Here is a 14,325-nt window from a genome sequence, read left to right on the forward strand (position 1 = left end):
AATTCAGAATCATTCTAGTTTTTGCTACGATGAGAGCATGACGACAGGACGCCGCGAACGCAAGAAGGCGCAGACCCGCAAGGCCCTGGCCGAGGCCGCGGTGCGGCTGTTCGCCGAGCACGGCTACGACGGCGTCACCGTCGCCCGGGTCGCCGACGAGGCCGACGTCTCCATCGCAACCCTGTTCGCGCACGTGCCCGACGGCAAAGACGCGCTGATCTTCGACGACGGCGACGAACGGCACGTCTGGCTGGCCGCCGCCGTCCGCGAGCGGCCCGCCGGGCAGAGCGTGCTGGCGGCCCTGCGGAACTGCCTGGCCGAGCGGGGGCCGTTCGCCGGCGACCTGCCGCCCGAGCAGCGGCGCAAACGCGACCTGATCGTGGGCACGCCCGCCCTGCGGGAGTACTCGCGCCGCCTCTGGATCGCCGCCGAGGGCCCGCTGGCCGAGGCGCTCGCGGCAGAGACCGGGCGCGACCCGGCCGACATGACCGTGCGCGCGCTGGCCCGCTACGTGCTGGAGATCCCCGAGCTGGCCGGCGCCGAGCCCGACCCGCGCGCCGCCCTCGACGCCGTCTTCGACCTCCTGGAGTCCGGCTGGTCGGAGCGCGCCTGACGGCGGCGGGGCGTTGACGCGGCGCACCCGGCTCTGGTCCGCTGTACGTCACTGATCATCGACTTCGGGGAGCGAGCCCGTGTGGTTTCCCAGGCGCCTGGCCGCTGTGATCGTCTCGTCGGTCCTGGCCGTCTCGGCCGTGCCCGGCGCGGCCCGAGCCGCCACGCCCGTCACCGTCTGGCACTGGAACGCGGCCGGCAACACGCTGAACCACGGCTCGACCGGCAACGGCATGGTCCGGGCCGCCGTGGGCTCGATCGTGGCGCGGGGCGCGACCCTCGTCTCGTTCAACGAGCTGTGCGCGAGCCAGTACCAGGCGCTGGTCACCGGCCTGCGGGAGGCCGGCTGGCCCGCTGACGGCGGCAACTTCGCCCGGTTCGTCGCCACCTACCCCGCCCAGACCGGCGGGCCGTGCGGCGGCGGCGAGTACGGCAACGCCCTGTTCAGCAAGCAGCCCCTGGGGGCCGCCGAGCGGATCACCCTGCCCGACGACGGCAAGACCGAGAAGCGGAAGATGCTCTGCGCTCCCCTGCAGTCCCGCCCCGGCCTGCGGTTCTGCGTCACCCACACCACCTACGTGGACGCCTACCGCGCCGCCCAGCTCGACGCCGTGCTGACCAGGCTGGAGGCGTACCACGCGGCCGGTGACACCGTGGTCGTCGCGGGCGACTTCAACCTGCCGCCCGACGCCGCCCGCCTGAACGGCTACTACTCCCCCACCGTGAACACCCCCAACAACGGCGGCAACACCGGCCGCTACCACGAGCTCGACGACGCCGACGCGGGCAACTGCCCCGGCTACGGCGAGCTGACCGTCAGCACGCCGGACGGCAAGGGCCCCTGCGGCTCGGGGACGAAGCTCGACATGATCTTCGCCAGGGCCGACCGGATCAGCGGCGCCTACGCGGCCGACTCGCTCGCCCCCGCGACCACGTGCACCGGTAACCCGGGCGGCCTGTGCTCCGATCACCGCGTGCTGGTCGGGACCGTCACCCTGTCGTGAGCACGGGCGTGGCCCGCCCCGGGGAGCACGGGGCGGGCCACGGTCCCGGGCCTGCTGACAGGGGCCTGTCAAACAGCGGCCATCCACCTTGTCGGGCAGGTCGTGCGGGCGCACAGTCAAGGCACATCACCGCCCAGGAGGATGGATGAACGGAAGACCTGCCCCCCACCGTCACGCCACGACCGCGGTAAGACGTCTCTTATCCGCTGGTCTGGCCGTGTTCGCCGCCGCCTTCCTCGTCGCGACCCCCGCCGGGGCCCTGGCGCTGCCGACGGCCAAGGAGCTCGTGTCGAACCTCGACCTCGACTGCTTCAAGACCACGACGTACCAGCCGCCGGCCGTCGCGCTGACGCTGAAGCACATCAACCCGGTGCTCGCCAACCAGCCGCCCGTGCAGGTCACGCTCGGCCCGCGTGAGCAGCTGTGCGTGCCGGTGGCCAAGAACAACGTCATCCCGCCGTCTCCCGCGCTCGACTTCGTCAGGTACGTCGACCTGTCCTGCTACCGGGTGAGCGGCCCGCAGATCAACCTGCCCCTGTCGCTGCGCCACCTCAACCCCGTCCTGCAGGGCCTGCCGGGCCTCAGCGTCACGCTGGGCTCGCCCGAGCAGCTGTGCGTGCCGGTCAGCAAGAACGGCGTCGTCCCGCCGCCGGACATCCTGAACGTCGTCTCGCACATCGACCTGCTGTGCTACGGGCACACGCCGAACCCGTCGATGAACAAGGCGCTGAACCTCACCCAGCTCAACCCCGTCCTGGTCAACCAGATCCCGCCCAGGACCGTGCAGGTGGCCGCCGCCCGTCAGCTCTGCGTCCCGGTGCAGAAGGGCGGCGACCAGATCCCGGCGGACGCGTTCGCCCTCGTCCGCTGGGTCGACCTGGAGAAGTTCGACGTCTCCAGCCCGGCGACCCCGATCGTGTCGCTGACGCTGAAGCACCTGAACCCGGTGCTGGCGAACCTGCCCGTCGAGGAGCTGAGGCTCACCGGCGCCTCGCAGCTCGCCGTGCCCGTCTCCAAGAACGGCGCGGTGCCGCCGGCCTGACACACCCGGCCGGGCCGCGACCACCGGCCCGGCCGCCTTCCCGCCCCGATCCCGGACAAAGGATTTCCCAGCTTCGGGTCGTCCGAGAGTGGCGTCCGCCTGGCAGCGGTATGACCTGTTTCCGACGGGTCGTGGAGTATTCGGGGGAACGGTGGGGATGTCCTGGCGGGCGGTGGTGACGGTGCTCGCCGCCGTGGTGCTGACCGGCGGTTGCGGCGGCGGCAGCGGTCCGGACGGTCCAGACGGTTCGGGGGCGGGCGAGGCCGGACCCGGCGCGCCCAGGCAGGCCCGGCCCGTCATCACGCCGGACGCCCCGATCGTCCCCGACGACGCCGGCGACCTCCCCGACCCCACCATGCAGGTCGGACTGGACTGCCAGAAGATCCTCCAGGGCCGGGACTTCGCCGGACCGGCGGCGCAGAAGATCGACCAGGTGGCCGCCGACCCCCGCAGCTCCGACAGCGAGAAGGCGGTGGCCAACGCCTGCGGCTCGGTGATCAAGGCGAACAGCGGGAAGTGGCACGAGTCGATCAAGCAGGCCGACACCGCCAACGGTCTCCGTGCGAAGATCCCCGAACAGCTGCGCAGCCCGATGCTCGCCATGCTCGACCAGGCGGAACTCGTCAGCGCCGCCGCGCTGGGCGAACGCGACAGGGTCCGGCAGGTCATCGCCCGCATCGAGCGGGAGGGCGGCCAGGTCCCGGACGGCTACCTCAGGAACGCGTGCGCGGTGGTCTCCGGCACGCAAACCCTCCCGGAGTGCGCGACGCTCACCGCCCCGCCCGGCTCCTCGCAGCCCTCGTCCCAGCCTTCTTCCGGGCCCTCCTCCGGGCCCTCCTCCGGGCCTTCGCCGGGGCCCTCGCAGCCGTCGGAGCCCGCCGGGCCCTCGCCGGGCGAGCCGTCCTCCGGGTCGCCCGGCGAGCCCCCGGACACCGGCGGCGGGACCGGGCCGCCCGGCGACCACCCCGAGCCGTCGCCGGAGGAGACCGGCCCGGCGCCGGCCCCGTCGTGACCGCCCCACCGCCCGCCGCCGAACCCCCGCACGACGACCCGGACGGCGACGGCGGCACCGGCCAGGACGTGTCCCGCCTGTGGCGGATCCTCGCCCATGTCGTGACGCCGACCACCTTCATCGCCGCCATCATGGTGTACTTCGGGGCGGTCCGTACCAACACCATGTACGCCCGCCTCGGCGTGGACCAGAGCATGCTGGGCCTGTCCCTGCAGGACTACGCGCTGCGCAGCGTCACGCTGGCGGCCGAGCCGCTGATCCTCGTCCTGGTGGCGGCCCTGGTCGCGCCGCCGGTGCACACGTGGCTGACCCGGTCCGCCGAGCGGCATCGTTCCGTCGCCAGGTGGGCGGTCAGGGGCATGGCCGTCCTCGGGGTGGCGGGGGCCGCGGCGGGCATCGCGAGCCTGGCCGGATGGCGGCCGCTGCCGCCCTACGCCATGCCCCTCTGCCTGGGCCTGGGCGTCTTCCTGCTGGTCTACGGCTCCTCCCTGCGGCAGCGGCTCGACCGGCGTCCCACGCCCTCCACCACCGACCAGCTCGTCCGGCGCACGCTCTGCATGGCGCTCCTGCTGTTCCTGCTGCTGTGGGGGATCACCCTCTTCGCGCAGTCACGCGGAGCGCGGGAGGCCGACCGGACGCTGGCCGACATGCGCAGGCTGCCGAGCACGGTGGTCTACGCGGCGCGGCGCCTGAACCTGGAGGGGCCGGGCATCACCGAGACCGCCCTGCCCGACCCCGGCGCGATGTACCGCTACCGCTACACCGGCCTGCGCCTGCTGATCAACTCCAACCAGCGGTACTTCCTCCTGCCCGCCTGCTGGATGTCCGACCTGTCGGCGCGGGCGATCGCCCTGCCCGCCGACGACTCGCTGCGCCTGGAGTTCGGCGTGTTCCGGCTGCCCCCCGACTGCCCGCACTGACCCGCCGTTCCGCCCCGCCCGCGGGCGGTTGCGGTTCGCCGGGCCGCGGGTTTCACTGATCCTGTGCCTCGATTACGGCCACGTTGGCAGTACCTCCTGTTCGCCCTGGCCTGGCTGGCCGGCGGCCTCTTCTGCGCCTTCATCGGAGGTACGGCCGCGGAGAACGGCGTCTCCTGGCTGGACCACGCGATGCCCTACCCCGGTGGTGTGTGCCTGGGGTTGGGGCTCGTCATGCTCGGACGGGCGGGTCTCGTCGGCCGGCTCCGCAAGAGCATGTGGCGGGTCCCGCCGCCGGAGCTCGACCAGCCGAAGGGGCGGACCGCGGGAGCCGGGAAGGCGCGGGACCGGTCCCGCGGCTGAAGCCGTCCCGCTGACCGGCCACCACGCCCGCACGGCGTTCGGGCTACGGCAGGGAGGCGACGAGCTCGGCGAACTCCTCCGGCGTCACGATCCGCACGCCCAGGCTCTCGGCCTTGGCCCGCTTGGAACCGGCCTTCTCCCCGGCCACCAGCAACGACGTCTTGGCCGAGACGCTGGAGGACGCCTTGCCGCCGGCCCGCTCGATCAGCTCGTTCATCTGGTTGCGGCTCAACGCCTCCAGCGCGCCGCTCATCGCGCCGGTCACCACGACCGACATCCCGGCCAGCGGCAGCCCGGACCCGCCGCCGCTCTCCGGGGCGCCGGGCTCGGCGGGGGGCGTCCAGCCCGGCTCGGCCATGTTGACGCCCGCCTGGACCAGCTTGTCGATCAGCGGCCCGACCTCGACCAGCTCGGCCACCACGACCGGCGCCTTCTCCGGGCCGATGCCCTCGACCGCCTGGATCGCCGCGGCGTCGGCGGCCCGGATGGCCTCCATCGAACCGAAGTGGCGGGCGATGCGGCGGCTCATCGACCGTCCGGTGCCGCGGACGCCGAGCGCCGCGAACACCCGGCTCAGCGGCCGGCTCTTGACCTGTTCGAAGGCGGCCAGCAGGTTGTCGGTGCTGGTCTCGCCCATGCGCTCCAGGCTGAGCAGCTGCTCGCGGGTCAGGAAGAACAGGTCGGCGAAGTCGGCGATCAGACCGGCGTCCAGCAGCTGCTTGATGCGGTTCTCGGCCAGGCCCTCGATGTCGAGCTGGTCGCGTCCGGCGGCGTAGACGATGGAGGCGATCGCCCGGCAGGCCCGCCCGCGCACGCACCGCCACCGTTCCTGCGAGCTGTCGATGGCGTCGCCGCAGGACGGGCAGACCTGCGGGATCGGGATCGGCTGCTCCTCGCCGGTGCGCAGGTGCACCACCGGCGACTCCACGCGCGGGATCACGTCGCCCGCCTTGTAGACCACCACGCTGTCGCCCAGCATCAGGCCGCGCCGGGTGATGTCGGCGACGTTGTGCAGGGTGGCGTAGGTGACGACGCTGCCGTCGAGCTCGACCGGCTCCAGCACGGCGCGCGGGGCGATGATCCCGGTGCGGCCGGTGTTCCACTCCACCCCGACCAGCTTGGTGATCTTCTCGGTGGCGGGCAGCTTGTAGGCGGTCGCCCAGCGCGGCGCGCGCGAGCTGAACCCGGCCTCGGCCTGGTCGGCGGCCAGGTCACACTTGATCACGATGCCGTCGATGCCGAACGGCAGCCCGGCGCGGGCCGCGGCGATCTCGCCGACGCGCTCCTGCACCCGCTCCAGCGTGTCGGTGACGATCCCGGCGACCGCGGTGGCGGCCGTGGTCTGCACGCCCTGACCGGCCACCCACTCCATGACCTGGCTGTGCGGCAGCTCGCGCAGCCGCGTCGCCAGCTCGGAGTCGTCGCCGGGCGCGGGCAGCGCGCCGTAGCCGAAGAACGTCAGCTCGCACACGTACGGCCGGTCCTGGGCGCGCAGCGTGCCGGCGGCGGCGCTGCGCGGGTTGGCGAACGTGGTGCCGTCGTGGGCCGAGCGCTTGGCGCACGCCTCCTCGAACTGCGACGTCGTCATCATGACCTCGCCGCGCAGCTCCACCGTGACCGGCTCGGCCAGCCGCTCGGGCAGGCCGACGATGGTGCCGACGGCGTGCGAGACGTCCTCGCCCGCGGTGCCGTCGCCCCGGGTGACGAGCTGGGCCAGCCGGCCGCCGCGGTAGCGGGCCGAGATGGCCAGGCCGTCGAGCTTGGGCTCGACGCTCCACGCCGTGACCGGACGGCCCAGCCTGCGCTCGACCGAGGCGGCCCAGTCGGCGAGCTGCTCGGCGCCGAACACGTTGTCCAGGCTCAGCATCGGCACGGTGTGCGGCACGTCCCCCACGACCGCGCCGCCCGCGACCTTGCCCGTCGGCGAGGTCGGCAGCACCTGCTCGGGATGGGCCTCCTCGTACGCCTGGATGCCGCGCACCAGCCGGTCGTAGGCGTCGTCGTCGAGGGTGGAGGTGCCGTCGGCGTAGTAGGCGGCGGCGGAGTCCACGGCGAGCTGCACGGCCTCGGCGTAGGCCGTGTCATCAGCGAGGACGGTGAAAGGGGGCGTCTCGGTCATGCCATAACAATGCCGTCCGCAACCGACAATTCCGAACCAACGGCTCCGGCCGGGTGACCTCGCCCGTTGTTCAGCGGGCGAGGGTGAGCTCGGCCAGTTCGCGGAAGTCGCGGCGGCGGCCGTCGAGGTCCGCCGCGGCGAACGCGGTCTCGCCGAGGCGCTCGCGCGCCTGGGTGGCGATGCGGGCGGCGTCCGGCAGCGAGCGGTCCGGCGTGCCGCGCACCGCCTCGCTGGCCGCGAGCAGCCGGACGGCCTGCTCGTCCTGGCCCTCGCGCAGCGCGACGTCGGCGATCCCGACCAGCGCCTCGGCGATGGTCGGCGGGAACATGTTCTCCACGGCCGCGTCGAACGCCCTGCGCCGGTACGCGCGGGCCTGCTCGACGTCCTCGGCGAGGTAGCCGTTCAGGTCCATGATCGTGGAGCGGACCGAGGCGACCATCTCGTCGTTCGACAGCGCCGCCTGGACGGTGGCCAGGTGCTCGCGCGCCCGGTCCGGCTCGCCGCGCCAGCGCGCCAGCTTCGCCTGCCCGAGCGCCAGCTCGGCGAGGGAGTCCGGCCAGACGATCCCGTCGGCGTGCCGCTGGGCCTCGGCCATGGCGGCGGCGCTGGCCCGCTCGTCGCCGAGCAGCCACTGGAGCTGGGCCTGCCGGGCCCACACGCCCACGACGTCCTCGGTCGCGCCCACCTCGGTCAGCGCCACGGCGCCTTCCGCGTAGTACTCGCAGGCACGGGCGAACTCGCCGCGCATGGCGAGCCGATCGGCCAGGAAGGTCAGCGCCAGGGAGGTGCCCATGCGGTCGCCCAGCGCGCGGAACTCGGCGAGCGCGGTCTCGGCGTCGAGATCGACGTCGGTCTCGTCGCCGCCGAGCGTGAGCCGGAACCGGCCGCCGGCCAGCCTGCCCTGCGCCCGCACCCAGGGGTCGGCGTCGGCGATCAGCGGCTCGAACGCGGGCAGGAACGCCGCCGGGCCCTGCAGCGTGCGCTCCAGCAGCGCGGCGAACCCGAGCAGCGGCCGCCGCGACCCGCTGCTCAGCGCCAGCCGGTGAGCCTCCTGGATCCACTCCCGCGCCTGGAACTGGTCGCCGCCCACGCCGGACGTCACGAACATGGTCACCATGAGGTACGCCATCGCCCGCACCTCGTCGGGCACCTCGCCCTCCAGCCCGGACGCGGCGATGCTCAGCTCGGCGCCCTCGGCCCGGTGGCCGCTGAGGAACCAGTAGTAGCCGGCCGCCCCGACCAGCCGCATCGCCTCGTACGCCCACCCCTCGGCGATCGCCCCGCGCAGGGCCGTGATGATGTTGTCGTGCTCGGCGTCGAGCACCGCCAGCCACTCCAGCTGCTCGGCCCGGCGCAGGTGCGGGTCGGCGGTCTCGGCCAGCTCGGTGAAGTGGGCCAGGTGCGCCCGCCGCGCCGCCTCGGACTCCCCGGCCTCGGCCAGCCGCTGGGCCGCGTACTCCCTGATGGTGTTGAGCATCCGGTAGCGCGGGGCGCCCTCGTCGTCGGCCAGCAGCAGAGACTTCTCGGTCAGCGCGGTCAGCACGTCGAAGACCAGCTCACCGGCGGACGCCTCGTCGCCGCACACGCGTTCGGCCGCCTCCAGGCTCGCCCCGCCGGAGAACACCGACATCCGGCGCAGCACGCCGCGCTCGGCCTCGCTCAGCAGGTCCCAGCTCCAGTCGACGACCGCGCGCAGCGTCCGGTGCCGGGCGAGCGCCGTACGGCTGCCGCTGGTCAGCAGGCGGAACCGGTCGTCGAGACGGCGGGCGAGCTGGTCGACCGACATCGTGCGCAGCCGGGCCGCGGCCAGCTCGATCGCCAGCGGGTTGCCGTCGAGCGCCCGGCAGATCCGCGCCATGGCCGCGAGGGTGGGGGCGTCGGAGCCGATGTCCTTGCGCACCAGGTCCGCACGGTCGCGCAGCAGCCGCACCGCGGGCGAGGACCCGCTCTCGGCCGGCGAGGAGCCCTCGGCGGGCAGCGTGAGCGGCTCGACCTGCCACAACACCTCGCCGGTGATGCCGAGCGGCTCGCGGCTCGTGGCCAGGACGCGCAGGCCGCGGCACTCGCCCAGCAGCCGGTCCGCGAACGATGCGGCGGCCTCGATGACGTGCTCGCAGTTGTCCAGGATGAGCAGGATCGAGCGGTCGCGGATGGCGGTGATGAGCCGGTCCATCGGGTCGCCGCCGCGCCCGCCGCCGAGCATGCCCTGGTCGCGCAGGCCGATCGTGGTCAGGGCGGCCTGCGCCAGCTCGCCGCCGGCCCGGACCGGGGCCAGCTCGACCAGCCAGGCGCCGTCGGGCAGCTCGGGGAGCATCGTACGGGCGGTCTCGGTGGCCAGCCGCGTCTTGCCGGAGCCGCCCGCCCCCGTCAGGGTGACCAGACGGTACCTGGTGGCCAGGTCGGCGACCGATGAGACGTCGTCGTGCCGGCCGACGAAGCTCGTCAGCTCGGCGCGCAGGTTGGTCCTGCGGTTGTCCGTCCGCTCCCCCACCTCGCCGCGGAGGAGCGCGGTGTGCAGCTCCGCCAGCTCGGCCGACGGGTCGGCGCCCAGCTCGTCGGCCAGCCGCTCGCGGGTGCGCTGGTAGAGGGTCAGCGCCTCGTTCCCGCGGCCCGCCTCGGCCAGCGCCCGCATCAGCGCCGCCACGAACCCCTCGCGCAGCGGGTACGCGGCCACCAGCCCGGTCAGCTCGGTGACCAGCTCCGCGCCCCGGCCGAGCCGCAGGTCGGCGTCGATGCGGTCGCCGAGCGCGGCGACGTGGAGGTCGTCGAGCCGGGTGATCACGGCGTCGAAGGCGTCGCTGTCCTGCATCGCGATGTCGGCCATGGGGGCGCCGCGCCACAGCTCCAGGGCACTGCGCAGCAGGTCGGCACGGGCGGCGGGCGCGGCGCCGCGGGCCTGGACGATCAGCTGCTCGAAGCGGCACACGTCCACCGCCTCGCGCGGCACGGCCAGCCGGTAGCCGCCGGAGTCGGCCTCGATCACGCCGTCGGGCAGCACCCTGCGCAGCCTGGACACCAGCGCCTGCAGGGCGTTGACCTCGTCGGCGGGCGGCCGCTCCCCCCAGATCCAGTCGATCAGCCGCGCGCGCGTGACGATCCGGCCGGGCTCCAGGGCGAGCGCAGCGAGCAGCGCGCGCAGCCGGACACCAGGGACCTCGACCACGGCCCCTTGGGCGTTCCGGACCTCGAAGGGCCCCAGCAATCCGACTCGCACACCGCAATTGTGCCGGAACCAGGACAACGCCTGGCCCATCCCCGCCCGTCCGCCCCCTGGAACCGGTCCCCCGAGGTCAGCCGTCGGCCTTGCGGCTGAGGTGTTCCCAGGCGCGGTACTCCGCGGTGCGGGCCTCGTCCATCTGCTGGACGAGGTCGTACGAGCGGCTGCCGACGATCAGCCGGCGCGGCGGCTCGGGCAGGTCCACGAGCTCCATGACGACGGGCGCGGCGTTGCTCGGCGGCGGGCCGGCGTCCTCGCCCCACATGGCGGCCAGCTCGGCCCGCAGCCCGTCGTAGACCGGATCGGGCTCGGTGGCCGTGGTGCCCATCGTGAACAGGCCGGTGTCGTAGCCGCCCATCTGCAGGTTGGTGACCTTGACGCCGAACGGCGCGAGCTCCATGGCCAGCGCCTGGGTGACCGAGTCGAGCGCCGACTTGCCCGCCGCGTACAGGCCGACCGAGGCCATGCCGCCGCCCGCGCCCATCGAGGTGACCTGGAGGATGTGCCCCGACCCCTGGGCCCGCAGGTACGGCACGACCGCCTGGGTGACCCAGATCGCGCCGAACAGGTTGACGTCGAAGTGCGCCCTGATCTGCTCCTCCGTGGCCTCCTCCAGCATGCCGAAGAGCATGCCGCCGGCGTTGTTGACCACGACGTCGAGCCTGCCGAACGCGGCCACCGCCTGGTCCACGCCCTCGCGCACCGCGGCGCGGTCGGAGACGTCGAGCGGCAGCCGGACGAGCGAGCCCGGGTGCCGGGCCTCCAGCTCGGCCAGCGGGCCGATGTCGCGGGCGGCGGCCACGACCCGGTCGCCCCGGTCCAGGGTCGCTTCGGTGAACGCCCTGCCCAGCCCCCGGGACGCACCCGTGACGAACCATACGCGCATGCGCTCTCGCCTCCTTCTTCGCTCAAGACGAGACGGTCCGTCTCGCCGCATGTCCGCCAGTGTGCCAGCAAGGACCGGTGACTTGTCAAGACGGACCGTCTCGTCTCGTTGATGGGCTATGATGGGCGGCGTGAAGCAGCCCGATCCCGCGCGCCGCAGCGAGCGCTCCCGGCAGGCGATCCTCCAGGCCGCCAGGGAACTGGTGTCCGAGGTGGGTTACGCCAAGGTCTCCGTCGAGGCGATCGCCGCGCGGGCCGGCGTCGGCAAGCAGACGATCTACCGGTGGTGGCGGTCCAAGGGGGCCGTGGTCTTCGACTCCTTCCTCGCGCTGAGCGAGGGCGGGAACGGCGATCAAGGCGTGACGCTGCCCGACACGGGCGACATCGAGGCCGACCTGAAGGCCGTCATGCGGGCCACCGTGGCGGAGTTCGCCGACCCCGCCTTCGAGGCGCCGATCCGGGCGCTCAACCTGGAGATCGTCGCCGACCCCGAGCTGGCCGCCCAATACCGCGAGAAGCTGGCCGGCCCGGTCGACGAGGCCAAGAAGGCCCGCCTGCGCAGCGCCCAGCAGGCCGGCCAGCTAGCTCCCGACGCCGACCTCGACCTCGCGCTCGAACTGCTCTACGCCCCCCTCTATCAGCGCTGGCTCCTGCGCTCCGGCCCGCTCACCCCGCAGTACGCCGACGCGCTGGTAGACCTGGCGCTCAAGGCCCTGCGCCCCTGAGCCGCGGCCGGGTCGCCGAGTCTCACAAGGCCCGCAGCAGGTCGGCCAGCGCCTGGAGCACGGCGTCGCGCCGTTCCTCGTGCAGCCAGCCGTGCCCGGCGTCCTCCAGCACCCGGTGCTCGCCGCGCGGGAAGGAGGCGGCCAGCTCGGCGTGCAGGGCGAGCTTGCCGGCGTTGATCTCCCGCAGCACGTCCTCCGGCCAGAGCTGGGACTGGGTGGCGTCCGCCCCCATGGCCGACAGCACGATCACCGGCACGTCGGGCGCCGGCGGCGCGGCCCTGAACTCCGCGGAGACCTCGTCGTAGAGGTTGCGGCCCTCCAGCCAGCCGGCGCGCCAGGCGGTCAGGTGGTGGTCGACCAGGGCCTCGCGCACGCCGTCCGGCCAGGCGGCCAGCAGCCGCTCGACGGCCGGGCGGGCGGCGTCGAGCTGCTCCGGCGTCGGCTCCGGGAGCGCCTGCTCGCGCATCCGGTCGAGCATCTCGCGCGCCTGCCGGGGCGCGCGGGCGGCCATGTCCTCGTGGAAGGGGTCGAGCAGCAGCAGCGCCGCGACGTCGCCGGGGAAGCGGCGGGCGTAGTGGCGCGCGTACGCGCCGCCCAGGGAGTGTCCGGCCAGCACGTACGGGCCGCGCACCCCCGCCGCCGCCAGCGCCGCGCGCAGTTCGTCGGTCACCTCGGCCGCGGTGCGGGGCAGCTCGACCGGCTCGCTCCAGCCGGTGCCCGCGCGGTCGTAGAGCACGCTGGTCGTCAGCTCGGCGGCGCGGTCGTGCACGTTGAGATAGTCCAGGCCGACGGCGCCGGCGCCGGGCAGGAACACCACGGGCGGGCCGCCGGAGCCCGAGCGGTGCAGCATGATCCGGCGGCCGCCGACGTCGTGCAGGCGGCCCAGCGGAGGGGCGTCCAGGGCGTGGTGGGTCATGATTCGTCCTTTCTCAGCTTTGAGAAAGGTAGCAGGTGTGAGATCGTACGTCCATGGACACGGTGGACCTGCTTCTGCACCCCGTACGGCTGCGCATCGTGCACGCCATGGCGGGCGGCCGCACGCTCACCACCTCCGACCTGTGCGACCTGCTGCCCGACGTCTCCAAGGCCACCGTCTACCGGCACGTCGGCCTGCTGGCCGAGGGCGGCCTGCTCGACGTGGAGGGCGAGCAGCGCGTACGCGGGGCCGTCGAGCGGCGCTACCGGCTGCGCCCGGCGCGGGCGGCCATCGACGCCGACACCGCCGCCTCGGCCTCGCGGGAGGACCACCGCCGCGCGTTCGCCGTGGCCATGGCGGCCCTGCTGGCCGAGTTCGGCGCCTACCTCGACCGCGACCAGGCCGATCCGGCCGCCGACCTGGTCGGCTACCGGCAGCACGCCATCTGGCTCAGCCCCGACGAACGCGCCGCGCTGATCGCCGACCTGCGCGCCGCGCTGCTGCCCAGGATCGCCAACCCGCCCACGCCCGAGCGCACCCGCCACCTGATCAGCCCGATCCTGTTCCCGGCCGAGGAGCCGTCCGCCTGAGCCCCGTTCCCCCGGACGAGTTCAGCGGTAGCCGGTCAGGCCGTCCGCAAGCTGTTCCTCGTCGCCGTCCCGATGCGCGGACAGGGCCTGCTGCAGGGCGAAGGACGCGCGGATCACGGCGACGCGGGCGGCCGTCGTGCCGTCCGACCAGCCTCCCAGCCTCAGCACCCGATCCAGGAAAGGCGTGCCGTACCCGGCCCCGACGGCCGCCAGGTCCTCGGCGGGATCGCCGAGCGTCACCTCGTCCCAGTCGATCACCCCGCTGAGCACCGGCAGCCCGTCGGCGTGCTCCCACAGGACGTTCTCCGCGCCGAGGTCACCGTGCACCACGGCGTCGGTGAGGTCGGGAAGGCCGTCGAGCGCCGCGAGCTCCCGCTCGGCCCGCTGACGTCCGCGCGCGGACATGAGCCCGAACAGCTCGGCGCGGACGCCCGCCGCGAAGTGCCGCCATCGATCCCGCGGCGCCGGCAGCGCCGCCCGCACGTCGTCCTGCGCGCCGATCCTGGCCAGTTCGCGCAGCAGCGTGACGTACTGCGCCGCCGCGGCCTCGGCCACCCGGGGATCTTCGAGTTCGCCGGCCTCCAGCGGGTCCCCGGGAACGCGGCTCAGGACCAGGAACCGCGGCTCGTCCGGGCCGGGAGCACCGGCCTCCGGCAACGGCCGGGGCGTGCGGAAGCCCAGGTCGAACCCGGCGAGCAGGCGCAGGACGGCGGCCCGCTGCGGCAGCCGGGCGGCCGCGGCCTCGGTGCGCGGCAGGCACACGACCCGATCCGCGCCGATCACCACCTGGTGGGACTGCCCTTGGCGAACGGTGAGCCGCTCCGCCTCGACGCCCGGCAGCAGCCGGCTCAGCAGAGCACGATTCGTCTGCGCAACCTGCATGAGATGCGGACCGTCCTTTCCGTGGCACGGGCACGGTGCCC

13 protein-coding genes are annotated in these 14,325 nt (G+C 73.9%); 8 read left to right on the forward strand and 5 right to left on the reverse strand.

Annotation, left to right across the window (positions count from 1 at the left end; translation table 11 throughout):
• The first annotated feature begins 37 nt into the window (after positions 1–37).
• From ABT158_RS23055 to ABT158_RS23080, 6 genes are all read left to right on the forward strand, one after another.
• A complete protein-coding gene (locus ABT158_RS23055) occupies positions 38–613 on the forward strand; it encodes a TetR/AcrR family transcriptional regulator (RefSeq protein WP_352356455.1) in 576 nt (191 codons plus the stop codon).
• 79 nt (positions 614–692) lie between these two features.
• Positions 693–1,616, forward strand: coding sequence for an endonuclease/exonuclease/phosphatase family protein (locus ABT158_RS23060; RefSeq protein ID WP_352356457.1), 924 nt, complete (start codon positions 693–695; stop codon positions 1,614–1,616).
• 145 nt (positions 1,617–1,761) lie between these two features.
• On the forward strand, positions 1,762–2,658 hold the full coding sequence (locus ABT158_RS23065; RefSeq protein WP_352356459.1) for a hypothetical protein: 897 nt from the start codon (positions 1,762–1,764) through the stop codon (positions 2,656–2,658).
• Between the two features lie 157 nt (positions 2,659–2,815).
• The gene (locus ABT158_RS23070; protein WP_352356461.1) at positions 2,816–3,670 is read left to right on the forward strand and encodes a hypothetical protein; all 855 of its coding nucleotides are present in this window, start codon (positions 2,816–2,818) and stop codon (positions 3,668–3,670) included.
• A complete protein-coding gene (locus ABT158_RS23075; protein WP_352356463.1) occupies positions 3,667–4,590 on the forward strand; it encodes a hypothetical protein in 924 nt (307 codons plus the stop codon). The genes ABT158_RS23070 and ABT158_RS23075 overlap by 4 nt, the downstream gene beginning before the upstream one ends.
• 63 nt (positions 4,591–4,653) lie before the next feature.
• Positions 4,654–4,950, forward strand: a complete 297-nt coding sequence (locus tag ABT158_RS23080) for a hypothetical protein (RefSeq protein WP_352356465.1) — start codon at positions 4,654–4,656, stop codon at positions 4,948–4,950.
• Positions 4,951–4,993: 43 nt separating this feature from the next.
• Here the strand turns inward: ABT158_RS23080 and ligA are convergent, their stop codons facing one another.
• The 3 genes from ligA to ABT158_RS23095 form a co-directional block, all read right to left on the reverse strand.
• Positions 4,994–7,069 (reverse strand): NAD-dependent DNA ligase LigA, encoded by a 2,076-nt coding sequence (gene ligA, locus ABT158_RS23085; RefSeq protein ID WP_352356467.1) that lies wholly within the window; start codon positions 7,067–7,069, stop codon positions 4,994–4,996.
• A 70-nt stretch (positions 7,070–7,139) separates the two neighbouring features.
• Positions 7,140–10,283 (reverse strand): AfsR/SARP family transcriptional regulator, encoded by a 3,144-nt coding sequence (locus ABT158_RS23090; protein ID WP_352356469.1) that lies wholly within the window; start codon positions 10,281–10,283, stop codon positions 7,140–7,142.
• 76 nt (positions 10,284–10,359) lie between these two features.
• Positions 10,360–11,172, reverse strand: coding sequence for an SDR family NAD(P)-dependent oxidoreductase (locus tag ABT158_RS23095; protein ID WP_352356471.1), 813 nt, complete (start codon positions 11,170–11,172; stop codon positions 10,360–10,362).
• Positions 11,173–11,293: 121 nt separating this feature from the next.
• Here ABT158_RS23095 and ABT158_RS23100 point away from each other — a divergent pair, with 121 nt between their 5' ends.
• Positions 11,294–11,896, forward strand: a complete 603-nt coding sequence (locus tag ABT158_RS23100; protein WP_352356794.1) for a TetR/AcrR family transcriptional regulator — start codon at positions 11,294–11,296, stop codon at positions 11,894–11,896.
• A gap of 22 nt (positions 11,897–11,918) precedes the next feature.
• On the opposite strand, the gene ABT158_RS23105 is transcribed toward ABT158_RS23100, so the two are convergent.
• Positions 11,919–12,812 carry an alpha/beta fold hydrolase gene (locus tag ABT158_RS23105; protein WP_352356473.1) on the reverse strand — a complete coding sequence of 298 codons (894 nt, stop codon included), beginning with the start codon at positions 12,810–12,812 and terminating at the stop codon, positions 11,919–11,921.
• 53 nt (positions 12,813–12,865) lie between these two features.
• Here ABT158_RS23105 and ABT158_RS23110 point away from each other — a divergent pair, with 53 nt between their 5' ends.
• On the forward strand, positions 12,866–13,402 hold the full coding sequence (locus tag ABT158_RS23110) for a helix-turn-helix domain-containing protein (protein WP_352356474.1): 537 nt from the start codon (positions 12,866–12,868) through the stop codon (positions 13,400–13,402).
• A gap of 21 nt (positions 13,403–13,423) precedes the next feature.
• Here ABT158_RS23110 and ABT158_RS23115 read toward each other — a convergent pair whose 3' ends face one another.
• Positions 13,424–14,284, reverse strand: coding sequence for a phosphotransferase family protein (locus tag ABT158_RS23115; RefSeq protein WP_352356476.1), 861 nt, complete (start codon positions 14,282–14,284; stop codon positions 13,424–13,426).
• Between the last annotated feature and the right edge of the window lie 41 nt (positions 14,285–14,325).

Source organism: Nonomuraea sp. NPDC001636 (assembly GCF_040298265.1).
Classification (GTDB): domain Bacteria; phylum Actinomycetota; class Actinomycetes; order Streptosporangiales; family Streptosporangiaceae; genus Nonomuraea.